28 protein-coding genes and 2 tRNA genes are annotated in these 24346 nt (G+C 59.7%); 7 read left to right on the top strand and 23 right to left on the bottom strand.

Features of this window, described 5'->3' with window-relative positions:
* Both HXX15_RS21210 and HXX15_RS21215 read right to left on the bottom strand, forming a co-directional pair.
* A partial coding sequence (locus HXX15_RS21210; protein WP_296518688.1) for a porin occupies positions 1-196 on the bottom strand: 196 nt, incomplete at its 3' end.
* Between the two features lie 88 nt (positions 197-284).
* Entirely contained in the window at positions 285-503 is a 219-nt protein-coding gene (locus HXX15_RS21215; protein WP_296518690.1) for a hypothetical protein, read from the bottom strand.
* A gap of 317 nt (positions 504-820) precedes the next feature.
* Here HXX15_RS21215 and HXX15_RS21220 point away from each other — a divergent pair.
* Positions 821-914 (top strand) — tRNA-Ser (locus tag HXX15_RS21220).
* A gap of 86 nt (positions 915-1000) precedes the next feature.
* Positions 1001-1090, top strand: a tRNA-Ser gene (locus tag HXX15_RS21225).
* A 128-nt stretch (positions 1091-1218) separates the two neighbouring features.
* On the opposite strand, the gene HXX15_RS21230 is transcribed toward HXX15_RS21225, so the two are convergent.
* Entirely contained in the window at positions 1219-1524 is a 306-nt protein-coding gene (locus HXX15_RS21230; RefSeq protein ID WP_296518692.1) for a hypothetical protein, read from the bottom strand.
* 121 nt (positions 1525-1645) lie between these two features.
* Positions 1646-1975: a hypothetical protein gene (locus HXX15_RS21235; RefSeq protein WP_296518694.1), complete on the bottom strand. Its 330-nt coding sequence runs from the start codon at positions 1973-1975 to the stop codon at positions 1646-1648.
* Between the two features lie 232 nt (positions 1976-2207).
* On the opposite strand from HXX15_RS21235, the gene HXX15_RS21240 reads away from it, so the two are divergent.
* Positions 2208-2477: a hypothetical protein gene (locus HXX15_RS21240; RefSeq protein ID WP_296518695.1), complete on the top strand. Its 270-nt coding sequence runs from the start codon at positions 2208-2210 to the stop codon at positions 2475-2477.
* A gap of 82 nt (positions 2478-2559) precedes the next feature.
* A complete protein-coding gene (locus HXX15_RS21245; protein WP_296518698.1) occupies positions 2560-3021 on the top strand; it encodes a translation initiation factor 2 in 462 nt (153 codons plus the stop codon).
* Between the two features lie 458 nt (positions 3022-3479).
* Here HXX15_RS21245 and HXX15_RS21250 read toward each other — a convergent pair whose 3' ends face one another.
* From HXX15_RS21250 to HXX15_RS21340, 19 genes are all read right to left on the bottom strand, one after another.
* Positions 3480-4421: a hypothetical protein gene (locus HXX15_RS21250; RefSeq protein ID WP_296518699.1), complete on the bottom strand. Its 942-nt coding sequence runs from the start codon at positions 4419-4421 to the stop codon at positions 3480-3482.
* Positions 4422-4433: 12 nt separating this feature from the next.
* Entirely contained in the window at positions 4434-4787 is a 354-nt protein-coding gene (locus tag HXX15_RS21255; protein WP_296518701.1) for a hypothetical protein, read from the bottom strand.
* Complete coding sequence (locus HXX15_RS21260; RefSeq protein WP_296518703.1) at positions 4787-5713, bottom strand: hypothetical protein; 927 nt, start codon at positions 5711-5713, stop codon at positions 4787-4789. Before HXX15_RS21260 ends, HXX15_RS21255 begins: the two co-directional genes overlap by 1 nt.
* Positions 5676-6899, bottom strand: coding sequence for a hypothetical protein (locus tag HXX15_RS21265; RefSeq protein WP_296518706.1), 1224 nt, complete (start codon positions 6897-6899; stop codon positions 5676-5678). Before HXX15_RS21265 ends, HXX15_RS21260 begins: the two co-directional genes overlap by 38 nt.
* Positions 6896-7342 carry an HK97 gp10 family phage protein gene (locus tag HXX15_RS21270; RefSeq protein ID WP_296518708.1) on the bottom strand — a complete coding sequence of 149 codons (447 nt, stop codon included), beginning with the start codon at positions 7340-7342 and terminating at the stop codon, positions 6896-6898. Before HXX15_RS21270 ends, HXX15_RS21265 begins: the two co-directional genes overlap by 4 nt.
* A gap of 487 nt (positions 7343-7829) precedes the next feature.
* Positions 7830-8846, bottom strand: a complete 1017-nt coding sequence (locus HXX15_RS21275; protein WP_296518711.1) for a hypothetical protein — start codon at positions 8844-8846, stop codon at positions 7830-7832.
* 11 nt (positions 8847-8857) lie between these two features.
* Complete coding sequence (locus HXX15_RS21280) at positions 8858-10204, bottom strand: terminase family protein (RefSeq protein ID WP_296518712.1); 1347 nt, start codon at positions 10202-10204, stop codon at positions 8858-8860.
* Complete coding sequence (locus HXX15_RS21285; protein WP_296518714.1) at positions 10191-10799, bottom strand: hypothetical protein; 609 nt, start codon at positions 10797-10799, stop codon at positions 10191-10193. Before HXX15_RS21285 ends, HXX15_RS21280 begins: the two co-directional genes overlap by 14 nt.
* A 477-nt stretch (positions 10800-11276) precedes the next feature.
* Complete coding sequence (locus tag HXX15_RS21290) at positions 11277-12554, bottom strand: AAA family ATPase (protein WP_296518716.1); 1278 nt, start codon at positions 12552-12554, stop codon at positions 11277-11279.
* Positions 12551-13114, bottom strand: coding sequence for a toprim domain-containing protein (locus HXX15_RS21295; protein WP_296518720.1), 564 nt, complete (start codon positions 13112-13114; stop codon positions 12551-12553). The genes HXX15_RS21290 and HXX15_RS21295 overlap by 4 nt, the downstream gene beginning before the upstream one ends.
* Positions 13115-13441: 327 nt before the next feature.
* On the bottom strand, positions 13442-13768 hold the full coding sequence (locus tag HXX15_RS21300) for a hypothetical protein (RefSeq protein WP_296518721.1): 327 nt from the start codon (positions 13766-13768) through the stop codon (positions 13442-13444).
* On the bottom strand, positions 13765-14052 hold the full coding sequence (locus HXX15_RS21305) for a hypothetical protein (RefSeq protein ID WP_296518724.1): 288 nt from the start codon (positions 14050-14052) through the stop codon (positions 13765-13767). Before HXX15_RS21305 ends, HXX15_RS21300 begins: the two co-directional genes overlap by 4 nt.
* 344 nt (positions 14053-14396) lie before the next feature.
* Entirely contained in the window at positions 14397-14603 is a 207-nt protein-coding gene (locus tag HXX15_RS21310) for an AlpA family phage regulatory protein (protein ID WP_296518727.1), read from the bottom strand.
* Positions 14604-14675: 72 nt separating this feature from the next.
* Positions 14676-15095, bottom strand: a complete 420-nt coding sequence (locus HXX15_RS21315; RefSeq protein ID WP_296518728.1) for a hypothetical protein — start codon at positions 15093-15095, stop codon at positions 14676-14678.
* A 3-nt stretch (positions 15096-15098) separates the two neighbouring features.
* Positions 15099-16367 carry a site-specific integrase gene (locus HXX15_RS21320; RefSeq protein ID WP_296518730.1) on the bottom strand — a complete coding sequence of 423 codons (1269 nt, stop codon included), beginning with the start codon at positions 16365-16367 and terminating at the stop codon, positions 15099-15101.
* 419 nt (positions 16368-16786) lie between these two features.
* Positions 16787-17755, bottom strand: coding sequence for a hypothetical protein (locus HXX15_RS21325; RefSeq protein ID WP_296518732.1), 969 nt, complete (start codon positions 17753-17755; stop codon positions 16787-16789).
* 421 nt (positions 17756-18176) lie between these two features.
* A complete protein-coding gene (locus HXX15_RS21330; RefSeq protein ID WP_296518735.1) occupies positions 18177-18443 on the bottom strand; it encodes a hypothetical protein in 267 nt (88 codons plus the stop codon).
* Positions 18444-19772: a tetratricopeptide repeat protein gene (locus HXX15_RS21335; RefSeq protein WP_296518736.1), complete on the bottom strand. Its 1329-nt coding sequence runs from the start codon at positions 19770-19772 to the stop codon at positions 18444-18446.
* A gap of 205 nt (positions 19773-19977) precedes the next feature.
* Complete coding sequence (locus HXX15_RS21340; protein WP_296518738.1) at positions 19978-20742, bottom strand: Spy/CpxP family protein refolding chaperone; 765 nt, start codon at positions 20740-20742, stop codon at positions 19978-19980.
* 211 nt (positions 20743-20953) lie between these two features.
* Between HXX15_RS21340 and HXX15_RS21345 the strand changes: the two genes are divergently transcribed.
* From HXX15_RS21345 to HXX15_RS21355, 3 genes are all read left to right on the top strand, one after another.
* Complete coding sequence (locus tag HXX15_RS21345; protein WP_296518740.1) at positions 20954-21409, top strand: SRPBCC family protein; 456 nt, start codon at positions 20954-20956, stop codon at positions 21407-21409.
* Between the two features lie 727 nt (positions 21410-22136).
* A complete protein-coding gene (locus HXX15_RS21350) occupies positions 22137-23099 on the top strand; it encodes a hypothetical protein (RefSeq protein ID WP_296518742.1) in 963 nt (320 codons plus the stop codon).
* Between the two features lie 163 nt (positions 23100-23262).
* On the top strand, positions 23263-24147 hold the full coding sequence (locus tag HXX15_RS21355) for a hypothetical protein (protein ID WP_296518743.1): 885 nt from the start codon (positions 23263-23265) through the stop codon (positions 24145-24147).
* The last annotated feature ends 199 nt before the right edge of the window (positions 24148-24346 follow it).

The raw sequence follows: 24346 nt of genomic DNA on the forward strand, positions 1-24346 counted from the left end.
CCTCGGCGCGGAGGTATCCACCGAGCTTGATGCAGGTATCGGTGCCCGGGATGTAGTAGAAGCCCGCGCCGTACAGCGAGCAGACCTTGACGTATTCAACCGCTTTGGCCTTGAGCGGAAGATCCGCCGCCTGAGCGCCGCCGACAGCGAACAATGCGGCAGCCGAGCCGAGGATGAGCCGTTTAACTAACTTCATTGAAGCCTCCAAGCTTTGTTATCGGGGGAGATCCGGACCCGAAAGCGCGAGGCGCCTTCCGACCGGCATCCAATCCCGCAAAAATCACTCAGTCGGGCTGCGCTTTTGCGAAGGCCAGCGATGCGCGGCCTTCGGCGTTCCCCTGTTGCGATACGACATCGGGAATGCCCCCCTTCCGCCGCGTCACAACCCTAACCCGGCCATCGCGCTGCAGCATGACGAAGGGATGAAACTTGATGTCGCAGATCGGGTTTGACGCTCTCTGTGGCAAAAGGAGCACAATTAGAATTGGGTCGGGCAAGGCCATAAGGCCCTCCTATGGTATTGTAATATTTATGCAATAAAACTGTTATAGTATGAATTCATATTCATTATTGCGTTGCGGTAGCCAATTCCGGCTTGCCCGAATCCGACGGAACGCCGTCAAAGACCTGGACCGAAATTCCGGCCGATCATGCTGGATGCCGGGCAGCACGGATCGGCCGCGCCCCCGCGGCGACCACGCCACCGCGAGTTCACCACGCACAAATCGCCACGCCGACAGGCCAAGGCAGGATCAATGACTCGAAATGCGCAATCTGGCGCTTGCGGCTCGGCACCGTGTCAGGCATATCGGGCCGTGCTGGAGATGTGGCCGAGTGGCTGAAGGCGGCGGTTTGCTAAACCGTTATAGGGTTGTAAAGCCCTATCGAGGGTTCGAATCCCTCCGTCTCCGCCAGCCTTGTCCAATTCGGTTCGCGACAATGCGCGGCTTGCGACCACACGCCAGGGCGCGGACGGACGCAACCACATCAACGGTTGTTTGGAAGGGTGGCCGAGTGGTTTAAGGCACCGGTCTTGAAAACCGGCGTGCCTGCAAGGGCACCGTGGGTTCGAATCCCACCCCTTCCGCCAGTTTACCTGTTAAGTTGTTGGTTTTATTACATTTTCAGTTTCTTCGTCAGGCAACCCACAATTCAACCCACAAATCAAAAGCCCGCCGGGGTGAGCCGGCGGGCGCTTGCTTCACGTGAGGGCATCCCTCACTCGTAGTGGCGTTTCATCTGGTGCGCCATATCGCCCAAGTGGTGCATCATAAAATCCACCGCGTCGCTCCATGGCTCCAAATGCTCCATCAGTTGGGCCCCCGTGAATTGGCCGCTGGCGGCACATTCATTCCGCTCCTCGGTGTAAACTTCGAGGAGCAATAGCGTCGCACCAGCCATCCGCGAGAGGTCGTAAACCTCGGACTCCATACCAAGATACAGCTTGGAGTTCCTCTCTCGCCGCCGGCCGCGTTCCTCTGGGGAGGCGGGGTTTGTTGCGTCGATGGTGTTAGCGGTGGTCATAGCAACACCTCGCTGAGTTCTGCCGGGTCGTCATCCTCCCGGTCGCAATCGTCCAGCTCTCGATCAATGACGCCGCCACCGTCCCAAGTCATCCGTACGCGCGTCGATTTGGTTTGATCCATCATGCGGTCGAAGCTGCCGAGATCGGCTTCGCCTCACCCGCGCTCAGATCGGTCCGCACTGTGACACCGCAAAGACTGGGCTCGTCATGCTCCGATTCCATTTCTCGATCGTCGCCGCCGTCGCGGCCGCTGCCGAGCGAGGGTTCAAGGTCAGGATCCGGCTCTGTGGCGTCCAACAACGCGATCAAGAATTCGATCTGGCGGGAAGCCTCTTTCCTGAGTCTGGGAAGGTCACTGAGCAGGGTTTCGGCTTCCCGCTTTCCGAGTGCAGCTTCAAGCGACAACGAATCCAGCGGCTCGCCTGTCGGCGGCGGGACATGCTTGCTCATGGCTCAGCCCTCCACCATCGCGAGGACGCGGCGGCTGGACGGTGGCGCTGCAGAACGCATGACGGAAACGTCCGGCCGCCGCGTCCTCGCGATGGTGGAGGGCTGAGCCAGGCTCGGCGCCAACCCGTCATCCTCCGCCGCTTCGAAGGCGGCACGGACGAACGGGTCGCGGATCATGGACGACAGTTTTGTGGTAGAATGTGAATCAGCCTGTGACATGGATTAAGCCCTCATGTTGCTGGTTAGAGCCGGGAGAAAGTTGGCGCTTTCTCTCGGCTTGATTTTGGGATATCCTATATTTATGGCAAAGTCAATTCGGGATATCCCAAAAAAGAAGCGTGGTCGGCCGTCAACCGGCGGTCGCGGTGCCGGCGTCATGGTTCGCCTTGATCCAGAACAGCTTTCCAGCCTCGATACGTGGATTGAAAAGCAGGAAAGCGGCCCTTCTCGCCCCGAGGCCATCCGGCGGCTGGTGGATCAGGCGCTTAAGAAAGCCAGGTAGCCTAGGTCCGGGTCCGGTTGTCATCCCTCTTGCGCGCCCGCGACAGTTGCGAAACAATCCCCACGGGCTGGGGAGAATAGTTATGCGTATTCTGAAGTTGGCGGTGTTATGCGCCGCGCTCGGCGGCTGCGCTTCGGCAACTCGCGGGACAACCGAAAATATCAGCCTCAATTCCTCGCCCCCTGGTGCAGAGGCAACAGTTAGCGGGCTCGACAACCCGATGACGTGCGTCACGCCCTGTGTCGTGGTCGTCAAGCGAAATGCCGATATTTCAGTTGCATTTGCGAAAGATGGATTTGAGCCGGCAGTCGTCCCGCTATCTCGCGAAGTCGTGGGGACTGGCGCGGCAGGTTTTGCAGGCAATCTTATCGTCGGCGGCGTGATCGGCATGGGTGTGGACGCCGTGACCGGCGCAGCTACCGATCACCACCCAAATCCGGTGGTGGTGACGCTGCAGCCGATGGCTCAACCAGCCCCTCCACCGCCGCCCATGCGTCGAAAGCCAACAAAGCAGATTGCTAGAAAACCAGCCGCGGGCACTTGAAAGATTCCCGGGATGAGCGAGGACAGCGCGTCGAGGTTCACGAACGTAGCGCGGAACATCAATGAAATTGGCCGCGATCTTATCGCGGTCAATGACTGCGTCGGCCACGGCAACTTCCTGCCGTGGATCGATGCGGACTTCGGGATGAGTGAGCAGCACGCTCGGCGCATCATGAACGTCGCTGAGACGTCCGGCATCAAATCGAACATGATGTTGGATTTGAAACCATCCATTCTCTATGCTCTCGCCGCCCCAGCACCGCCGTCAGCCCTGCCACCAGCCGATCAACCTGGTGAGCAATTCAATGAACGCGGTGGCGAGGCGAATAAGTTCGTTCGGGTCGATGCGCATAATGTCGGCTCCATAGGCGGCCGGGATGATCCGGCGCGAGAGCCACAGAATGACGGCCCTCGGTTTCCTATGGGTCGCCTGAAAGTTACAATCAGCAACGCACCGCGTCAGCGGCTCCCCTTTGGCGCCTCGGGATGTGCGGCACGGCGCGCGGCAATCTCTGACGGCGTCACCCGTTCGCCGGCTTCAATCCTGCGCTCGAATTCGCTTCTCAAATCTTCGGGAAGTGTTGGCGATGACAGTAAAGCAATTACTTGCCAAGATAAACCTTGCAAAATCGCTGGACGATCAGCGTAACGCACAGCAACATTCATGTATTCGGCCGGCTGATGACTGCACCGCAACTCATCGAAACGTCGCATTGCCAAGCGAGTGAACTGGCGATAGCCGGCGGTTCGTTTCATCTCGATCAGTTGCTGACCGATCTCGATCCGCGCGCTGTTGGTCGTGGCCCGCGATTCCATGCGCCGCGCGCGCTCGGCGGCCTTCCGCTCCAGTTTTGCGTTGCGCCGCTCCTCAATTGACAGCTTGGCAACCGTTGGTGCCTCGAACACCGGATACAGCCGCTCGGCGATCATGCCGGCGAGGAAGGCCCAAGCCGATGCCGGCGCCGCGTATTTCAACGGCCGGGCCTTCGTATACATTTCGACAAGCGGGAGCCCGTCGAAGGTCTCAATCCACCGCAAGCCGGTATCGGGCCACGCCGGGAATGCCAGCATCACGGCGCTGATTGCCCGCAAGATCGGGTCAGTCAGCGCCCGCTCGTTACCGCTGGATTCCCGCACGGTGCGCAGAAGGAATGTAACGTGATCGGAACCATACAGGGCCAGCAAGTTGCGCAGCGTCTCGCCGGCTGCGGTCTGGTGATCGCGGCGGGTTTGAGCGGTGCCGATCAGTTCGATTTCCAGCGCGTCTAGGATGGCCGCCAGTGCATCGGGGCTCGCCTTGGGCCTTTGCCCGCGCCGTCGCGGCAATCGCACCAGGCGGCCCCGCTGCCCGGCGGCGGCGGCATTCTGCGAAGCTCGATCACGAACTGCTAGTGCGGGCATCGCGGCCTCCCGTTACTTGGGTGTAAGAATGGTGCTCCCGAGAAAATCAGCCTTGAACTTCTGCTCAACGGCTGCAAACGCCTGCTCGAATGCCGAGATCGCCTCAGGGATCAGTTGCTGTTCTGCGGCCAAGTTCAACGGTGCTCCGCCCTGCTGCCGGTTGATCAGTTCGGCGGCATAGCCGATGCATCGATTGCCGATCGGAAACGCGTCGATCAGTTCGATCCCGAACATCGCCACCAGTGCTTCGGCGACCATGGCGGCGCCGATGTCGGCAGGGTCCATGCCCTTCATTTTGGCCTGCCGGCGTGCCCGGTTCGCATGGGCCATGCAGTCGTCCAACATCTTCTCGCGTGCAGTGCGCATCAAACAGCCCTCAATTTCGCTTTGCGCTGCTTGCGCTCCAGCATCTGGCGTTTCAGGGGCGATAGACCGTCCGGAATCACGAGCGGCGTCGTGGTCGGTTTCCTCGCCGCGGCAAGCTGCGCCTCTAGGTCTGCGAATTGTTTTGAGATCGCATCGCGCTCTTTCCGGCTCTTACCCGGCGGCAAGCCCAGCGAGACGCGGAACTCCGTCCAGTCGATCGGCATCGGCCGGATCAATTGCCCTTCGTCGTCCTCATCCCAAACGTGAATGAAATCGGTCGTCACACCATCCGGCGTAACCGTGGCGATCTCCGCTGCGCCGCCGACCCAATGCAGACCGTGCGCCCGGTCCTGGTGGTGCCGTTGCATTTCCAAGACCAGCCGCAGTTTTTGAATCGCCGTCTCTGGCGTGTCGTCGTCGGCGAAGCCCTCGTAGCTCGCTTCGATGATCAGCGCGGTTGATGGCGTTGGCGTCTGGACGCAATCGGGCAATTCCATCAGCCGATACGGATCAAAGATGCCAGCCGCGCGCATTGCGTCGACCTGATCCAGCGGTGTGTCGCTTGGCACGTCGGACATGGTTTTAATGTTGTAGCTTTCCGGCCGCTGTCTCGCTGCTGACCAGCCCGCTAGCACCAGGTCATAGCGCGCGTTGTCGAGTCCTGTCTCGGCGACGATCTGCGGCAACTCTCGCTCGATCCCGGCCACGGCGGCGTCAAACAACTCGAACCGATAGACCAGCGCCGCGGAAATCATTTCTGCCGATGCCATGTTGCCGGTGCCGCCGATCACTCCCGGCCAGCGGTCGACCGGCGTCAGTTTCGACGCGAACGCTTGCACGACGCCGCGATGGTCATAGGCCGCAGTATCCGCGGCCAGAATCACGGCGTTATGCCGCGCGAGCCGAACGACGTTGTGTGCCGACATCGTTCCCGCTCCGCTGTGTGTTGGTATTCGCCGCCTTGCGCGCCGCCTCGATCAACTGCTCGACCGTCGGTGCCTTGGTCATGGCGGTGATGCGCGCCTGTTCCAGCGCAATCAGATCCTTTTGCCGTTGCAGGCTCTTGGCCGCGTCGTCGTCGCTCTGGCCTCCCCACGGAGCGTAAACCTGCACCCTGACGGGCTGCTGTCCGCCGGACGAAATGGACCCAAGCGTGTTGACGATCGCTCGTTTCCCCCAATTCTCAAAGTCGGTCCACATCTTGTTCCAAGCATCGTTGATGCGCTTGGCTTCATTCATCTGCTGATCCGTCAGCTTGGTGGACGCTATGGCCGCGCTGTTGATGCCGGCGGCGCCCTGCTCCATGAGCTTCGCGAACTCCCGGTTCGCCGGCAGGCCCGCGTCCTGAAGGATCTCAAGCTTTTGCGCCTCGGTGGCGGCTTTCTTAACCAGGTCGGCCACGGTGCCGAGCGTTGTCGCGGTGTCGCTGACTGTCTTGCCGTTGATCGCAAGCAGCGATTTCAGGGTTCCGAGTCCATCCTTGGCGAGATCGACCTGCTTATTGAAATCGAGCATCGCATTGCCGAAGGTGTCGGACGTGATGCCCTTGTAGCCTGCGGCGGTCGTGAGGCCCTGGAACTTCTGATAACTGACGCCGGCCCGCTCCGCTGAGTCGGCCGTGTTCGCAATCGCAGTGTTCAACCCGATCAAGTACTGCGTGAAGTCGCGGATTTCCTTCACCACCAGGGCGGCAATGAATCGCCGCGTGATCGTATTGGCGAGCCGGTCGAACGCCGTGTTGCTGTTGTTGGCGGTGTTGGTCAGGCCGCCTATTGCCACGTTGTTGTCATTGGTGGCCCTCATCGCCTGCGCGTTGGCTCGCGTAACCTGATCGGTCATCTTGGCGTGCTGCGACATCGCACTCGTGCCGCCGGCAATAACACCTGGCGCGGCACGAAATCGGGCAACCATTTCGTCAAATGAGATGCCGAGACGATCCGCTGACGCCTGTAGCGCCCGCGTCTGTCCGTCCGTCAGCTTGGCGGCAGAGTTGAAGGTGTTCGCGCCTTGCGCGGCCCCCGTCGCCGCTGTGCCGAAATTCTTGAGGCTCGCGGTCGCTGACTCCACCTGCGAACTATCCACTGCAAAACCAACCGATGCGATATCCGTCATTGAAGCGTCCTTGATTTAGCCTCAGCAATCACACTGCTGACTGTCGTTTGCCATTGAAGCGCTGCCAGCCTGGCGTAGGCCCGCGGAGCCATACGGGTCGTGCCGAATTCGATGAACCCGGAATAAGCAGCGGTCCAGCCGATAAAAATTGTCTGACCTAGTTGGGCGCCGGCTATGACCAACACAATTTCATCGCCGCTGTACGCATAAGATTTTCCCGGAACCGGATAAGCCCCGCTGTCGATTGTCGGCATTCGCTCAGTTGATGCCCGCACAGAAGCACGAAGAAAGCCGGTCTGGACGTTCACAACGGTTCGCAGATTCTCTTGCGCAATGGACACTGTGCGTTGAGTGCTCTCGCGAAACACTGTAAGCAGCCGCGCTTCGCTTTTGCGACACCATGCGTCGACCTGAGCGGCAAAATTGAGATTGCTAGCTGCCAAAGCAAAACCTTTCTTTTACATTCGAAAAACGGCTTTGTGAATGTCACACCACGCGACCCGCTCCCCATTTGCGAGCAGATATCGATCTATGCGCGGCGGTTCATCCTGCGTCCAGGCGTAGCCGATTATTTCGGAGCAACACGATCCATCGCCCCGAAGAATGACTTGATCGCCAACCTGATATTGCTCAGAGGGGTGGATCATCTTTCGCTTCCGTTGGCTTCGGTGCGAGCGAACCGGGCTCGGCATCCCGCCGGCCCGGTCCCTTCGCGCTCAAGGCTCTGGGTGGGATTAGGCCCCGCCCGATCGCAAACTTTTCACCGGCAACTCAACTCGCGTGGTCGCCTTCGGACCCGGCGGTCGCGGAGCGGTCTGCTGCGCGGTGACGGTGCTAACAGCGGCCTCGGTCTGTCGCGTCAATGCGTCCGAAGCGGCCTTGTGATTGGTGCCGGGCGGGAGTGCGTTTTCCATCGTGTGTCCCTTCGTGTCAGGCAGCGGCATCGCTGCGGCGGTTGAAATATGCTTCGGCACCGTGTTCATCGACGAACGCGGCGCGCTTGGATCGGGCTTCTGCGGTGGTTTCGCCGGTCACAAGAACGGCAATGTTCTGCGAAACCTGATCGAACTCATCGCGAGTTTTTGCGACGATGCCGCGATCCAAGTGCTCTTGCTCCGCGAGGCGCCACGTCCCGGATTGCGATTCCTCGTTCCAATCGAGCCAGCGCATCACTTCGGCGCCGTTCTCAGTGTGCGGCTTGATCCAGAGCGCCGGTGTCCGTGCCTCGATCGCCGATGCGACCGCGTGAAAGGCGTCCGGGTCTCGCAGAGCAGGATCAGCGGCGGCGGCCTCTTTGTGCGCCTCTTCGCGACCGCTATCGATTGCGCTGGCCGCCACCTCGATCGCTTCCTCAAGTTCCTGAATGGCCTCGATCTGGTCCGCGTATTTCGATTGCATGGCGTCATTGAGCATTTGGTCTCGGAGAGAGTCGCGGATACCGCTCAACGCCGCCGGCTGTTCAATAATTGCGGTGGTGACCTCCTGATCGCCGCTGTTCGACTTGAGGAACGCAGCCCGCGCCTTGTCGTCCAGGCCGCGAAGAAATGCGCGCAACTCCTGCCGGCGAACTGCACCCGCAGCGTCGGCTGGGTCTGCCTTCGGCGGCACCAGTGCGGTGCGGCGCGTCTCGACTTCTCGCCTCGCCTTCGCAAGCTCAATCCGGCCCCTTGCTATCGCCGGCACCGTCTCGCCAAGAACCACAAGCTTGATCTGCTTTGCCTTGCCGGCATCGGTCAATTCCGGGTCTGCGTTGATCCTTGCCTTGGCGGAGTCGATCGCATCCACCGCGTCCAGCGCGCCGAGATAGGTTTTGAGCAATCGTTCCGCCGTGCTGCCGGGCGGCGCGTCCAGCGTCCACAAACGAACGCGGCGCGGTTGGCCGTCGTTCGGCATGATCGACTTGCGCGGCGTCATGCGGCCCAGCGGTTTCGTCGGTGTGGCAGTCATTCTCGATCCTTTCAAAGCACGGTGCACGGCGCCGACCAGCCTTGCGCTTCTTTTTGCAAGCGGGTCAGTGGCAGTGCGGATGTTCGTGAATAGTAAGCCATCGACGCGGCGACAGCCTGCGGCTTGGTCATCAGTTCGGTCAAAGCCCAAACCAGCGCATCGCACCTGTCCGGCGAACCGCCGCCAATGAAACCGTCGCCGGTCATTGCGGTCATCTGATCTTCAAGTTCTGGGAACATCGCGACGTGACGAACGCGGCCCTGCTCGTACAAGCTGGCAATCGGCTCAGCCCGAGCAATCTTGCCGCGGCTCGCCGTCACCTCGCGATACGAGACGTTCGGATCAACAGTGCGAATGACGTGTTCCACCATCGCACCGCCGAAATTGCGTTCGGCGCATATGCGATCGGCCTTGAACTCCCGATAGGCATCCACCGCTGCCCGGCCCCAGCCGGCCGGTGACAGCTTGCAGGTGCGATCAGCGAGCACATAGCCGAAGTCGTCAGTGCCTAATCCCGCAACCACGATGCCGACAGAGTCGCCAGTGTCCTCCTCGCCCCGCGTGCCCGAGGGATCGACCGCGACCACCACTCGCTTCATGTCTGGTAATCGGCCCCGGAAAGCTGCCTGCTCGATCATTTCCCGCGTCCAGAGCGCGCCGGGATGGTCCAACAGCAGTTCTGCGTTCAATTCCTGCCGGCCAAGCCTGGTGCCCTCGTATCGAGCCCTGATGGCGTCCAGAAACGGCCCGGCGAGGTTCGCAGCGTTCTCGTATGTCGAACCGCGCGACACCACCACGTCGGCACCTTCGCGCGCCAGTATCTGTTTCAACAGCTTGATCGGTCGCGGCGTAGTCGTGACCAGCCATCGCGGGTGCTGACCAAGCCGCAAACCAAACATCGCCATGTCCCAGGTCGATTGCGGATCATTCCAGGCCGCCAATTCATCGCCCCAGAGGAAATCGTGTTGCGGGCCGCGAAGCCGGTCAGCCTCTTCGCTGGAATAAGCAGTGCCCATCGCGCCGTTTGACCATGTCAGCCGACGTTTGCTCGGCTCGTATTGCGGCCGATTCCAACTCGGCGCCGTGGCGAGGATTCCACTTTCGCCTTCAATCATCGTGTCGCGAACGTCGCTTGCGGTGGCACCGATCAGCGCAATGCGCTTGGCAACGCCGGTTTCAGCAAGTTCGTTCGTCCAATTCGAGCCTACCCACGTTTTGCCAAAACCGCGCCCACTGATGACGGCCCAGCCGTTCCAATCACCAGGCGGCGGCAATTGCGACGGTCGCGCCTTGGCTCGCCAGCCACCATCGGCGAGCGTGTCGGCAAGCAATGCGGCGAGTCCACTACGCAGCGACATGGTCGATCACCTTGCCGATTGCCGCGCTTGGCAGGCTCGCCGGTTCGTTCTCCTGGTCCAGGCCGCGAAGCGCCACCACCACCGCGCCGCGGGCCTCAGGGAATGGCGCAAGGGCGCGAAGCATGATCGCTTGCACCTTCGCAAACTCCGAACTCTGCATGATCGCGACGTTGCCGTTGATGTTGATGGTCGATCGAGCCAATTCCCCCAGTTCGCCGGTGATGCGCGCGATGGTCTCCAGTGTTGACGTCAGCCGGCCGGCCACATAGGCAGCGCCGCGCCCATCGCCGGCTTCGGTCATTGCCGCAAGCTGACCGGTCAGGACGGTGCGGATCATTCGAAGGTGATCGAGGACGCTATCACCTTCGGCTGCGGCCTTCTGGGCAAGCTCGGCAAGTTGAGCAGGCCCGCACAGATACGAGGCTTTCATTTCCGGGCTGACGTGGTTGTGCCAATGCCGATGGATGGCGTCGCGCTCCAGCGCGAACTTTTCCGCCAGGCTGTCAAGCGATGCACCGCCGGCCTTCAACAGCTCAACCCGCCAACGCTCCGGGTGGCGGCAGACTTGGCAGCGTTGCGAGTGGTTACGGCTCAAGCGTCGGCTTCCTATTGGTTGGAAGCCCGCTGCCTTTCGGCCCATGAGCAAATACACCGGCAAATCAGCCGACGCGATCAAGATGCACGACAAATCATCGCGTTTCAAGCCCTTTTTGTGGGTAGGCTTGTGGGTCTGAAAGCGAGCCGTGCGAATATTCAACAAACTCAACAGCAAAAGGAGAAAGTTGGCGGAGATAGGCTCCGCTGCACCCGACCATTGCGACCAAGCTATCGCACTTCATGACGCAACCGCCTCGGAGTGCCGTCGCGAACGTACGCGGATAGGGGTGGCCTTTCCGCCAACTGGTACACCCCGTCAATCCTGACCCTGTTTCATACCTGCCGCACCTGACTCACCTCAAGTGCGGCAATGGTTCGGCAAGTGAGGCGCTGTCGTTGCCGCACCACCCCCTATTTACTAGGGGGGTGGGGTGCGGCGCGGCAGGTTTTTGTTGGTTAAGTGAGGTGCGGCAAATCATGGCTGATCGGCCACCTGAACGAACATTTTTGTCATTCGTTTTTCGTCGATATCTTCAACCTTCACCAGCGAGCCGGCAGCCAGCCAGACCTTGATCATGGCCGCCACCTTGGCCTTGCCGGCTTTGGTTTCGATGGGGAGGTCCAACGCCTCGGCTATGGCTTTCCCTACCCAATCCTTAGCCTGGGAGTTTTCACGCCACTTGCCGGCACGTATTGCGGCGGCGGCCTTGTCGAAGTCGGCTCCCGTCACGCCGGAAAGCGGATCCGGCCATTTCCAGGCGGTGACCACGCCGATGCTGTCGCCGGGCCCATTGAGCGGACCATTGCCGAGATGAACGCTCTCCAGCCGGAACCAGTCGGATTGGTCCACCGGCGGGGCCAGATTGGCCTTGTCGTTGACGGTGCGAAAGTACAGGCGGTGGTTCTCAACACCTGCTCGAACGGCCTCCTCTTTGCTCATTCGATTGACGGCGCGCACTACCCGGCAGGCGTCGGTCAGCGCCTTGCCACCCCGGGCGCTTTCAGTGTTCACCTCCTGCTCGCCTTTTCGAGTGTGATGCACGAGGTGCACCGCGCAATTGCCGCGATCGGCGACCCTCCCCCATTCCTTGGCGATCATGTCCATTGCGGTGTTGTCGTTTTCTGACGCCTCATGGCAGGACACGAATGGATCGATGTTTAGGATGTCGACGCCGCGATTGATGATTTCGGCGACAAGGCTGTCCACCACCGGACGGGCGATTGTGGTGCCGTTGCGGGTTGCGGTTGCCATGACCAACGGTTGATCGCGGCCGCTATCGACAAACAGACGATCACTGATGTCGGATGGCGTCAGTCCGTAGTGGAGCGCCACGGCTTGGATTTTCCGTTCGGTCTCCTCTTGCGGATCCTCCAAATTCCAAAGCCAGACCGTGAGCCGGCGGACTGGCACCACGTCAAGCAACGGTTTCCCGGAAACGGCGGCAAGCGCCTCGGCAGCGATCAATGATGACTTGCCAACACCACCAGGCGAAACCGTCGCAGTCACGAATTTGCGGATAAGCAAATGCCCGTAGAGCCATTCGCGTCGGGCAATCTTCGCCGGGTCCTTCCATTTGTAAGGAGTCGCATGGATTGGCTGCGCTTCCGCCGCCGGCTCATAGGCAACCAATGTGTAATCTGCACGCGGTTCATCGTTTTCGAATTCTGGCTGGCAATTCGGAAGCGTTGGCGATGGTCGCGGGCCAAGCGGATAAATAGATTCGTCGAGTGGAAATTCGTCGTGCTTGTTCATGCAGCGGCCTCCGCCGTGCGGCGGCATAGCAGGTCGTTCCAGTCTTTGACTTCCCGCGGCGTCCTGATTTCGACGCGGCGCCCTGCCTCCCGGTGTTCGTGCGCGGTGCGTTCCGCATATCGCCGGCCTGTTGCATCGTTGTCAGCAAAAACGATCAGATCGCGCACGCTTTCCGGAATTGCTACGCGGTGCATTCGCGTACCGCCCAGGGCGCACCAAACCGGAATTTGAAACAGCTGCATTGCGGACAATCCGGTTTCGACACCTTCGGCAAGGCCGACCACGTCAGTTGCTGCGGCGAGCCGTACCGCACCGGTGCCGAGAGCACCAATCGTCATGCGCGGAATTCCAATCGATATTTTGTCAGTTCCATCATCGCGGATCATCGTCGCTTGCACTGCTATGATTTTCCGATCTTCGGCCCGCTGCACGGCTGCTATCATCGCGGGAAACGACTGACCATGCCGCCGAACGGTGCAGGCCCTGATTGACGCCGGTGTTGGAATCGTGATGCCGCGACAACGCAGATATTTTTGGACGATTTCGGTTTCGTTCAGCATGGCGTCGCCCCCCGCCAGATCGCCAACGCTCGCGGATCTGGTTCAACCGGCTGAACGGGCGGCGGCGCCACGGATACACGGCGCAATTCGCGACGTTCGCCATTATCATTGAGGAGCCCGCGCCGGCGCAGTTCGGCAAGAACATCGCGCGGGTCACAACCTGCGAAGCACCGCACGAGTAGTCTGTCGTCGCCGTCGTGTACTGAAAGGCTTGGCCGCCTGTCGCCACGCCCTTTGCCGTGGTTTGGTACTGGACACTGGCAAAGCCAGCCGGCGCCGTTGCGATGCCCCTTGAGCGCAATTCCGATTTGAGCCGCGCTATCGTTGTTATTCATGGCCGCTCACCTTCGCCGCAATTTCAGCGGCCAGTTTGAGCGGCAGAACGACAAGCGGCTCGGAGCGATCGGCACGGACAATCAGAATGTCGCGATCGATCAACCAGGAATATAACTGCTTGAACCCGTCAGCGCGGCATTTCACCTCAACTACGCGATCGATGCCCAGCACCGGCACCGTCAGGTCGCCGAGGTATGAACCGCCGGCCGAACCTGACAGCGGAACCCGTTCGGCCGCAAAACCGCGAGCCTGCAGGAATTTGACGATCGCTCTTTCGGCGCGATTGCCCTTATCACGCGATGCTCTGCCTCCACTCATGACAGCACCACAATTTTGGTGAAGTAATCAATTGCAACAGCGATTGGCCCGTTTATAGAATGCCGGACGGTCGCAACATCGACACCATGCTGTAGGCATAAACTAACCAGGATTGCGGCGGTTTCTGCATGAAGCTGGAGTGCAGAACCTGCCTTTTCGGTGTCGAGAAAGATTTCTGCCAGCCGACCATCTGCAAAAAACCCGGCGCTGGCGCGGTATCGGTGCCCCTCGAATTCGAAAGAAAACGCGATGCTGGCGCGGCGATTTGGAAGGCGTTTGCTCATGACAGCAACCCCTCTTCGCGGCACGCAACCTCGGCGGCATCGATTAGCTCGCGAATGTTGGACAATCTTTCTGGAGCTATTACCAGAGTTGGACCAGTGGCTTTGAAACCGCCGCAGCCGTCTACATCCCGGACGCCGAGAACTACTCGGCGCAAACCATCAAAATTTTTGAGACTGATCTCGAATCGGGATCTGCCGTTCTTGCAGCAAGTGTCAATCAGACGCTCTTGCGTCCGCTCGATAGCGTCGATATGTTCGGAAACATCAGCCCGCCCGGACTGAACTTTCCGAAGGTCGCCACCGTCGCCACGGTGAGCGGCCTTCGCTGCATTCGAGGCCATGTTTTATGCGGCCTCCATCGTCTTGCCGGCGGCGGCAAGTTTGCTCGCCTTCCAAGCTTCGATGTCGTCGGACAACCATGCGCGAGCCTGCCTGCTGATTGCGAAGTTCTTAGGGAACGTATCGTCGGCCATTCCCTGGTAGATAGCGCGCGTGCAGAGGCCCGTTTCCTCTTTCACACGTTCTAGTCGCCAAAACTGCTTTGTCGGCATTGATGTGACCTCCTTGCATGCGCTTGCGTGCGCACGCTTAGGGGTACATCCGGAAACTAATGCTAAGCGCCGCTATTTTTTGCGAAGTTTGCGGGGCTTAGCCGTCGGCTTCGGAATAGGTGTAATTCTCCGGCTGTGCCTTTGGTAGTCCTCGACGTCATTTGGAGTTGTCCCATAGACTCCGCACCAGATGCGCGTCAGCTTTGTTCTTAGAAACTTGTCGCGCTCTTTGCCGGCGTCGCGCATCTTAACCCTAACGGCACGCACAACCGCCTTTTCTCTCAACCATCTACCTGATTTAGCGATGTAACTGCGAGTTCGCAAAACCGGAACAGCAAGCTTGATTTTGCCAGCGACCACATCCGCAAGAAATTCGCGCAAGATCGGTTTGATTGGTTCGTCAGATCGGATTAACTCCGCCAACAACTCGCCATCGCCCTTCTGCGCCAACCCGATCTTCCACTCTAAATCTATTTCGGTCAGATCTTTCATTGGCTAAACTCGATATCGCATTGCGACTACGTTTTGCCCACAACTGGTATCAGCCGGTCCACTACAATAGTTTTCCCAATCCGCCATGAGGCGGACACGCTTGTCGAATAGATCTCCGCGGCGATACGCGGCCTCGGTTTTGTCCTTCACCGCGTGCGCCAGCGCCATTTCGACAACCTCGTTCGCGTAGCCGGTGGTTTCGGCAGCCCAATCCCGGAACGTTGACCGGAAGCCGTGCACGGTGGCGCCCATGCCCTTCATTCCGCGGACCAGCTCAAGCATCGCCATGTTGCTGAGAGGCTTCTTTGCCTTCGCCCCGGGAAATACAATTTCGCCCTCGCGCGGCAAATTTTCGAGGATCTGAATCATCCGATCGCTGAGCGGGACGCGGTGATCGACGCCGCCTTTCATTCGAACCGCCGGCACATTCCAGACCTTTTCGACGACGTCGATCTCTGACCACAGCGCGCCAATGGTTTCGCCGGTCCTCGTGGCGCTCAGGATTGTCCATTCGAGCGCGCGGGCCGACACAGCCTTGTTCGCGCGCAACTCACCCATGAGCCCGGGAAGCTCTTTGTAGGGCAACGCCCAATGGTGTTTGACCTTCGCCACTTTGGACGGGTTCGCCAGTACGTTCTCAAGGTGTCCCTTCCAACGGGCCGGGTTCTCGCCGTCGCGGTAGTGGTGCGCCTTCGCCCAATTCAGCACCGACTCGATCCGGCCGCGAACCCGCTTGGCGGTTTCGGTCTTTTCCTTCCAAATCGGCCGAAGCACTTTCAGCACTAGGGCGGTGTCAATGTCGACGACGGATAGGCTGCCGATCACCGGGTAGGCATAAGTGGTCAGGGTGTTTTGCCACTGGTCCCGATGCTTTGGGTTTTTCCACTCCGCCTCGTTGTCGCGGATGAATTGTTCGACGGATTCCCGAAAGGTGATCGTCTTGGCCTTCTCCAGCCGCTGGGCGGTCCTTGCAGCGACCTTAGCGTCCAGCGGGTCAATTCCCGCCTTGAGGCTTTCGCGCGCACAGTAGGCCCTGTCGCGGGCTTCTCTGGTGGTCACACCGCCGTCGCGCTTGTTCATGCTGACAGGCCCGAGACCCATCTCGCGAGAGGTGGTCCCGCCGCGCATGTATCGGAACAGCCACGATTTGGTGACGCCGCCATTCTTTGCGGCGGTGACCTGCAGATATAGGCCGCCACCATCGGAATAGCGGCCCGGGACTTCGGTCGTTTCGACGAACTTTGCGGACAAATTATTCAACGTCCTTGCCATAGCTAGCCTCCACTACCCACAGACGTACCCACAAATAGAGTGTATATTGGTGTGCGTTAGTATGCAAGAGTCAGCAGCGAATAAATAGAGAAACGTCCGTAATTGCTGCCTTAAACGCACGAGTAAGCAAAAGTGCGCATTCTCTGACGGCAGACACCCCTTCCGCCAACCGTCAACGATTTCAATGGGTTTGCCACTCTATCAGCGGAGCGGTTTGCCACTTCCGTTCATCGATCGTTCGCGGCCTTCTCCCCAAGCCGCACGCCGTGTCGGCGGCCATGACCTTTCGGCGCGTCCGCTGAACATACTTGCGAGCCTCGTCATCGGTCACCCAATCTGGTTGAAGTCATACGCCAGCGCCGCGCACTGTTCTTCGCGGGTATAACGGCTCACTACCTTGAGGGACCTAGCGCGGGACTTTATGCGTCCACCTGTTCGCCGGCCGCAGCAGACCCTGACCGTGAAGCGGCGTGCGCAGCAATCTTCTCAACGAGCGCAAGACAGTCGGGCCTATCGCTCGCGCCTCCCGGTCCCCAATGCTTGCGCGCATCGTCGATGGAGTAATTCCGGCAACCAGCTAAAACGCGCCATTGTTCGTCTAGTACAACACCCTCGAAGCGGTAACCGCGCGAGTCGACGCCAGCAAAAACGTAGTCAGGCGATCGCTTAATCTCGGCTCCTGGCGCGGCCTTCAGCTCAGTCAGCGCCGTGCAGCCGCTGGCGTCGACGGTCTTGGCCGCACCGGCCTTCAGCTCAATCAGCGCCGTGCAGCCGCGGGCGCAAACGGTCTTGGCCGCATCGGTCTTCAGCTCGGTCAGCGCCGTGCAGCCGCTGGCGTCGACGTACTCGGCCGCATCGGCCTTCAGCTCAGTTAGCGCCGTGCAGCCGCGGGCGTAGACGTAATCGGCCGCATCGGCCTTCAGCTCAGTCAGCGCCGTGCAGCCGCTGGCGTCGACGTATTCGGCCGCATCGGCATTCAGCCCGGTCAGCGCCGTGCAACCGCTGGCGTCGACGTACTCGGCCGCATCGGCGTTCAGCTCGGTCAGCGCCGTGCAGCCGCGGGCGTCGACGTACTCGGCCGCATCGACATTCAGCTCAGTCAGCGCCGTGCAGCCGCAGACGTAGACGGTCTCGGCCGCATCGGCCTTCAGCTCAGTCAGCGCCGTGCAGCCGCTGGCGTAGACGGTCTTGGCCGCATCGGCCTTCAGCTCGGTCAGCGCCGTGCAGCCGCTGGCGTCGATGGTCTTGGCCGCATCGGCCTTCAGCTCAGTCAGCGCCGTGCAGCCGCTGGCGTCGATCGAGAGGATCTTTGATTGTTCCATCGCCAAGAAGTCGGCGACGGAAGTTCGCTCGCCGTTGACCACGATGTAAATCTGTCCTGCGTTCACAATTGGTCTCCTCGCCAAGGTTACCTCAGAGTCTTCCTTCGCGGCGCATCTGGGCCTCAACGGCCCTACGCTCTCCTGCGGCGAGCTTCCGCCCCTCGGACGCTGCGCCAAACGTCTAGCCGCGAAGCGCCTTGATGGTCGATGTCTGCAGTCCGCCGAGACCTCTCAGCGACGCGCCGAAATCGGCGACCTTGGTAAACCGCTTGAAATTGTCGTTCCCTCGACCACTTGCAAGAAAGCTCCGTCATCGAGCCCATGTGGCCCGGTGGCGGGCCTTTTGTCGTTTTGGAGGCCGGAAGATCGGCCAGATTGAGCCCGTGGGCCACGATCCCGGCCTGCCCGGTGGTCTGTAGCCCGGCGATCCCGGACGCATGGGAGAGGCCGGTAGAGGCTCGTGATACCGTGGAATTTGCCCAGGCGATCAATCGACCGCCAACGGCCGGTAGCGACCGAAATCGGCCGGGACCGCGGCGCCGGTGCCGAACATCCGGCCGATCATCATGGCTCCGATCTCGCTCGTGAAATGCGAATCATCCAACCAGTATCTGGTGTCGTCGCTGAGCCAGGCGGGCGAAGCAAAATCCCACAGCGGATTGACCGCCCAGGCCTTGCCGACTTCCTGCGCCCAGCAGCGCGACGGCGCGGGCTGCGATCTGCAATCCCGACCTGCGTCGCATCGCGAGCTCACTCAAAAGCGAACCGTTGGTCCGACCGAGACCGACAGGTTGTTGGTGCGGTAGTTTGGCAAGTTGGAATCGATCTTGAAATAATTCAGCTGGGTGCGGACGCCGATATTGTCGACCAATTGTGCGTCGAAGATCGCGCCAACGCGATACTCCTTGTCGCGGCGGACGGTCGGATCGACGACGAGATTCGCCGCCTGGTAATTGGAGCTGCTGTAGCCCGCGGTCGGCGCGAACACGAACTGATGCGGCGTGCCGAACAGCGGCACCGCGAATGCGATCGGCACCGCCATGTCGATGGCGGTGCGCTTGTAGCTGTTGTAGCCGACGACCGCCTGGTTGGAATCATAGCCGAGCCGCGTGGTCCAGTGCAGCTGGCCGAACGTCAGATCGGTGGCGATCGCCGCAGTCAAGAGGTCGCCGCTCTGCTCGCTCGCGGTCGGATAGTTGGTCGAATCGACGAACCGCCGATGCCGGCTCTCGACCAGGGCCTCGGCGCTGCCGAGGCTGCCCAGCGCGGTGCGCGCCGACAGGCCGCCGCCGGCGGCGTTGAAGTAGTCCGCGTCGCCGAGCCAGACCTTGTCGCCGATGCCGTAAACTTTGAACGAGGCGCTCTGTCCGATCGCCACGCGCTGACCCAGCGTGAGTTCGACCAGACCGAGGTTGAACTGCGACAGTCTGTTCTGCCGCGAATCGAGGCCGAGGAAGCCGACCTCGATGGCATCGCCGCGCAGGTCCAGCTTGTGGGCGTAGTTCGCCACCACGGTCTGGAACGCATTCCAGTCCGGCTGCTTGCCGTATTTGGCATCGAGCACTGCGTCCTGCCCGAGCGCGCGGACCTGCAGCCCGTTGGGGCCGACATTGGCGTTGGACTGGTGGCGGACGCCGCCGTGCAGGAACACGGTGTATTCATCGCGCGACAGCCGGCGATCGATCTCGGCGAGGTAGGCCATCACCTGGCCGCGGAGCTCGGCCGGCAGATCGGCACCCTTGAGGGCCTCCTGGAAGTAACCGCGCGCGATTTCGAACGAGCCGAGCTTGAAATACAACACGCCAAGCTGGAGTCTGACCCGCGGCAGGTCTGGATTAGTCAGCAGCATTCGCTGCAGCGCGCCGATCGCCGCTTCATAGTCGCCGCGGGCGACCGCCTGTTCGGCGAATTTGAAGCTAACATCCAGATCGGACGGGCTCTGGTACATCTGCTGGGCCAGCGCCTCGTAGTCCTGCTGGACCACCGCGGATGCGACTATGGGCTGTTGCGCCGCCGCGCCGGAATGATCCAGGGCGAAGGCCGCGACAACACAACAGGCCGTGGCCTTCCACCTGAAACTCACGTCGCGCCTCAAACTGCTCCTGTCGATGACGATCGTTCCGCGTCATCCAGCCCGGCAATCTTGGGAGCAACCGACGCGAATGGGTATCGGCTTTTGCGCAGGTGGCCGTCATTGTCGACGGCCGTGACCTTTATGCCACGTCGCGACGCCGCAGGACCCGTTCAACATCCTGAGATGATGAGGCGATCTCAGAACGCCGCGACGGTCAGTCGAGCCCGCGCTCGCGGCTCAGCCCGACCATTTCGGCGATGAAGATCGCCTTCTGCTTGGCGTCGAGGCTGGCGAACAAGGGCTCGGCGCCGTCGGCGACGGCGCGCTGGTCGGCGGCGCGGTCGACCAGGAACTGGGCCTCGTTGCGCATCTGCTCGATGATGTCGTCGGGCGGATCGCGCAGCGCGCGGGCGTTGCGCAGATTGAGCCGGTCGGCGCCGTGCTGGCCGAGATAATGCATCGCGCTGCTGAAGATGCCCCAATGCTTCTCCTGCTCCGGTGTCAGTTTCAGCTCGGCCTTGATCCGCTCGATATTGGCGTCGGAGGTGGCGACGATCTGCTCCGCGGTCAGCGCCACCGGCGCGGGCGGCGGTGTCGGTTTGGCAGCCTTGACCCCGGCTTTGTTCGCCGCCCGCTCGGCGGCGCGCTCCGCGGCCTTCTCGGCCTTGGTCTGCTTCGGCGCGGTCGCCGCGGGCTGCTCGCGCGCCGGGCCACGCGAACTATCTACCGGACCGCGCGCGTTGTTGCCGGTGACGCCACCGAGTACGCCGCCGACCACGCCGACGAAACCGCCGATCGCGCCGCCCAGCACGCCGCCGACCGGCCCCGCCGCCTTGTTGCCGGCGCGCGCGCCCTGCTCGACGCCCTGCACCAGCCCCTGCGCCAGGCCCGCGGCGGGGGTGATCAGCAGCGCCAGCATTGCGAGGCCGCTGGCGGTGGAGAGGGAGCGGCGGCGCTGGGACATCGAGGTCGTGGGCATGCGGTTCTCCATTGTCGGCGTCGCGGCCATGCCGCAGGCGCCGATGATTCGTGTCAAGATGGTAGGGTGACCGATCAGGGTGAAAGGATTAGGGCGGGCCATTCTCAACGCGGCGGCGCGCGAATCGTTCACGCCGCTTGACCACGGCCACCGCCACAGCCTCAATGCCGCGGCGCGGCCCGCGCGCCGATCTAGCGACCGGAGAGTCCGCATGACCGCAGCCGCCGCAACCCACCCGTTCCAGCGCAGCCATTCTGTCGTGATCGCGGCCGAGCCGGCCGCCGTGTTCGACTACGTCACCAATCCGAAATCATGGCCGCAGTGGCTGCCGTCCTCGCACCAGATCGATTGCGACGATCGCCCGATGCGGTTCGGCGACACCTTCCACGAGCACTGGAGCACGCGCTCCGGCCCGGTCGATCTCGACTGGCTGGTAATCGCCTGCGAACCGCCGCGACTGTGGATCGGCCTGACGCAAACGCCGTTCATGGGCCCGATCGTGGTGCAGTACATCTGCGAGAGCGTCGACGGCGGCACCCGCTTCATCCGCACCTTGCGTAACCCGGCGCGACCGAAGGAGCCGACGCAGGAGATGATCCAGCGGATCGACGACGAAGCGATGCTGGGGCTTGGGAATATCAAGAGGGCGATGGAGGAGACGAAGTAACAAGCGACACCCCGAGAAAATCAATTTAGAATATTGTGTTTCCCTCTCTCTTTGGCAACCATTGCAAGACTCATAGCACCGCATCTCATGAAATCCTTACACGACGTACTTTATACCACGCACCAGACAGGATACTGTCAGTTCTCGTTCATAGACCTGCCCATAGAGGTGCTATTGAACGCTCTCCGAAGATCAAATTATCGAATTACGACCACCGATCTCCAGGTAAAATTCAAGGAGAATGCAAGGCAACTTAGCTTGTCAAAGAAATACGGCACTGGACGATTTCCTTTTCATACCGACTTTGCATTTCGCGCAATTCCGCCGCGATACATCGCGCTTTGCAATCCCTATTCAACATCGTTCGAACGAGGCACAAGCGTTTGTTACATCCAAAATTTGCCTGCCAAATTGCGAGAAGATATTCGAAGATCAATTTGGGACCTCATGACGGCTAGCGGACGATGTGTAATCGACGGGCACATTCTCTTTGCCATGAACGAAGGGTATCGGTGGGATTGCGACTTCCTTCAGCCAGCCAACAAATACGCCATTGAAGCTCGAGGACACGCAGAAGCTGACATGGGAGCCGCTAGCGAAATCGTTAGATGGAAGCCGCAATCAGCAGTCCTGATCGACAACTGGAAATGTACTCACGCCAGAATGGATGCCCCTGAGTTGGGTCTCGATTCTAACCGTAAATTGATGAGATATGAGGCTTGGGGCGATGGAAGAATGGTCACGAGATAGCCTTTGGAATAAGGGAAAGACATATATCAACCGGGCATTTGAGGAGGATCGAAAAAGTGAGATGTTTCCATTCTTCGCCTGTCTTGGACTCGAATTTCTGGGACGAGCCGCATTAGCAAGCGTGCATCCCGCCCTGCTGGCCGACCCACAGGACGGCAAGAATATTCTTTATGCTTTCGGCTTTCCTGCAACTGCGAAGCCAATATCGATCCCAGCGAATACGGTCTATTCAAGGTTAAAATTCGTCGTCACAGACTTTTCTGAAGACGATTTTAATTTCTGCTCAAAAATGTCCAACCTGAGGAACTTGGAACTGCATACCGGAGCATTCGCTTACTCAGGACTTCCCTCCGGCCAATGGGTCGTTAACTTCTATCGAGTGATCGAGAAAATAATTCGATCTCTCGGAAACACACTCGAAGATGCCCTTGGGAGCGAACATGCAAAGCAAGTATCTGCTGCAATAGCCAAAGCAGCCCAGGATGTAACGAAGGAAGTTCGGGAGCGTGTCGGAAAAATCAAAGGGGGTTTGAAGGTTCTTAGTGCGGAGGAAATATCGGCTCGACAGACAACACACGAGCCGAAATTTGTATCGATGCTTCACAAATCAGGGGTTGGATTTTTTGCTAGAGAATGCCCGGCATGCGGAAGCAAGGGGTATCTGGTCGGCATACCGATCGGTGCCCAAACGCCAAGATTGAGGGATGGCGAAATCGTCTCTCAGAAAATTTTCTGGCCATCAAAATTTGAGTGCAAGGTGTGCGATTTAAAGCTCAACGGATATGAGGAACTACAGGTTGTCGATCTCGGCGACGAAATTGTTGATGAGGACACACATGATCCCGTCGACTATTTTGGCATCGACGTTTCCGAATATATTACCGATGATATGCTGGAGGCGCATCATAATGAACGGATGTACGACTACGGAAACGACTAAAGTTGGAAGTTGACAAAGGTTTTATGTTGATTATATTCCTATTCATCCCGCTCGCGAGGGGCGCTTCTAGAGGGCGATTATGCGGGACTTGACTGGCCCGATGGTCTACTAGCATGATTGTCCTTGGGCAAGTACTCTCCCGCCGGTAGAGTTGGGGGAGTGCATGTCGGAAGGTAACATCAGCCTCTATTTTAAACTCAAGCCTGACCAAACCGCTGACCTCGAAATTGTGGCCAACGCTGCGCTAGAATGGCTTTACGCCGTCCGCGCTGCGGCGTCAGAACTTGAGCCAGGTGCACAGGTCAGGATTGGCCTAATCGACGCAGACGAAGGAAGTTTGCGCCTGAATGCGGTCTTTGACTGGTTAGAGGGCCAGCTTGAAAGGGTCGACAAAGGCTCAAGTAGATACCCTCGGCTTAGGAAGTTAGCTGTGGCGCTCGCCATATTCCTGCCGACCACAGGGGCCCAGACGTACAGCTACTATTTCCCTCCGCAGCAAGAGGTATCCCTAAAAGAGGATGACAAAAAGCTGCTTGAAGAGAATAACGCGTTACTGCGGGAACTGATTGGAAAGGCCCAGAAAAATCCAGAGGTAGAAACGAGACGAAAAAAGTTTTTCCGAATGATCGAAAAGGATACCGCCATCACAGCGGCTGGCCTAACTGAAAGCCGCGACAGTACTCCACTAGTGATGATTCCAGCTTCTCAGTTCGCCGAGAAAAGTGGACTTTGGGCCATATCAGATGATCAGCCAACCGAACGAGTTATCTACCCCACCTTAGAAGTTACGCTAATAGCTCCAGTATTGCTGCCGATACCCAGATCATGGCGCTTCCAGCCCGAAGATGGACTCCCAGAGTTCACAGCCAAAATGAAGGATATGCAATTTTTGGAGGCACTTAAGTCAGATCACGTTAAAGAAAGACTTCGGACAGGAATCAAAATGACAGTTCGGCTTAAAGTAAAGGAGCAGAAGATCGGCGATGTTTGGGTGACAAAGCGCGGCGGACGCTCAGTCGTCGAAGTGATCCATCCTAAAGTCGCCTAGTCATCTCCTCCCGCCACCCAAAATAGCGCCACCAATACCATAAGCGAAATCGCAGCAATCGCGAACGTTACGCCAGGAGAAATCCGCCAAAACGCGAACAGACATATCAGGGCTGTCAGCGTGATTGCTAACCCAGATATCCATTGTCGTTTTGTCTCTGCTCGGCGCATCAGTTCGATGAATCCTGTTTACCTGCTTC

Source organism: Rhodopseudomonas sp., from assembly GCF_013377015.1.
Classification (GTDB): domain Bacteria; phylum Pseudomonadota; class Alphaproteobacteria; order Rhizobiales; family Xanthobacteraceae; genus JARJEH01.

Bases quoted from the DNA above. Each gene is read 5' to 3' on its own strand.
- HXX15_RS21215 (WP_296518690.1), bottom strand. From the start codon at position 503: ATGGCCTTGCCCGACCCAATTCTAATTGTGCTCCTTTTGCCACAGAGA.
- HXX15_RS21230 (WP_296518692.1), bottom strand. From the start codon at position 1,524: ATGACCACCGCTAACACCATCGACGCAACAAACCCCGCCTCCCCAGAG.
- HXX15_RS21235 (WP_296518694.1), bottom strand. From the start codon at position 1,975: ATGAGCAAGCATGTCCCGCCGCCGACAGGCGAGCCGCTGGATTCGTTG.
- HXX15_RS21240 (WP_296518695.1), top strand. From the start codon at position 2,208: ATGTTGCTGGTTAGAGCCGGGAGAAAGTTGGCGCTTTCTCTCGGCTTG.
- HXX15_RS21245 (WP_296518698.1), top strand. From the start codon at position 2,560: ATGCGTATTCTGAAGTTGGCGGTGTTATGCGCCGCGCTCGGCGGCTGC.
- HXX15_RS21250 (WP_296518699.1), bottom strand. From the start codon at position 4,421: ATGCCCGCACTAGCAGTTCGTGATCGAGCTTCGCAGAATGCCGCCGCC.
- HXX15_RS21255 (WP_296518701.1), bottom strand. From the start codon at position 4,787: ATGCGCACTGCACGCGAGAAGATGTTGGACGACTGCATGGCCCATGCG.
- HXX15_RS21260 (WP_296518703.1), bottom strand. From the start codon at position 5,713: ATGTCGGCACACAACGTCGTTCGGCTCGCGCGGCATAACGCCGTGATT.
- HXX15_RS21265 (WP_296518706.1), bottom strand. From the start codon at position 6,899: ATGACGGATATCGCATCGGTTGGTTTTGCAGTGGATAGTTCGCAGGTG.
- HXX15_RS21275 (WP_296518711.1), bottom strand. From the start codon at position 8,846: ATGACTGCCACACCGACGAAACCGCTGGGCCGCATGACGCCGCGCAAG.
- HXX15_RS21280 (WP_296518712.1), bottom strand. From the start codon at position 10,204: ATGTCGCTGCGTAGTGGACTCGCCGCATTGCTTGCCGACACGCTCGCC.
- HXX15_RS21290 (WP_296518716.1), bottom strand. From the start codon at position 12,554: ATGAACAAGCACGACGAATTTCCACTCGACGAATCTATTTATCCGCTT.
- HXX15_RS21295 (WP_296518720.1), bottom strand. From the start codon at position 13,114: ATGCTGAACGAAACCGAAATCGTCCAAAAATATCTGCGTTGTCGCGGC.
- HXX15_RS21300 (WP_296518721.1), bottom strand. From the start codon at position 13,768: ATGAGTGGAGGCAGAGCATCGCGTGATAAGGGCAATCGCGCCGAAAGA.
- HXX15_RS21305 (WP_296518724.1), bottom strand. From the start codon at position 14,052: ATGAGCAAACGCCTTCCAAATCGCCGCGCCAGCATCGCGTTTTCTTTC.
- HXX15_RS21310 (WP_296518727.1), bottom strand. From the start codon at position 14,603: ATGCCGACAAAGCAGTTTTGGCGACTAGAACGTGTGAAAGAGGAAACG.
- HXX15_RS21315 (WP_296518728.1), bottom strand. From the start codon at position 15,095: ATGAAAGATCTGACCGAAATAGATTTAGAGTGGAAGATCGGGTTGGCG.
- HXX15_RS21320 (WP_296518730.1), bottom strand. From the start codon at position 16,367: ATGGCAAGGACGTTGAATAATTTGTCCGCAAAGTTCGTCGAAACGACC.
- HXX15_RS21340 (WP_296518738.1), bottom strand. From the start codon at position 20,742: ATGCCCACGACCTCGATGTCCCAGCGCCGCCGCTCCCTCTCCACCGCC.
- HXX15_RS21345 (WP_296518740.1), top strand. From the start codon at position 20,954: ATGACCGCAGCCGCCGCAACCCACCCGTTCCAGCGCAGCCATTCTGTC.
- HXX15_RS21350 (WP_296518742.1), top strand. From the start codon at position 22,137: ATGGAAGAATGGTCACGAGATAGCCTTTGGAATAAGGGAAAGACATAT.
- HXX15_RS21355 (WP_296518743.1), top strand. From the start codon at position 23,263: ATGTCGGAAGGTAACATCAGCCTCTATTTTAAACTCAAGCCTGACCAA.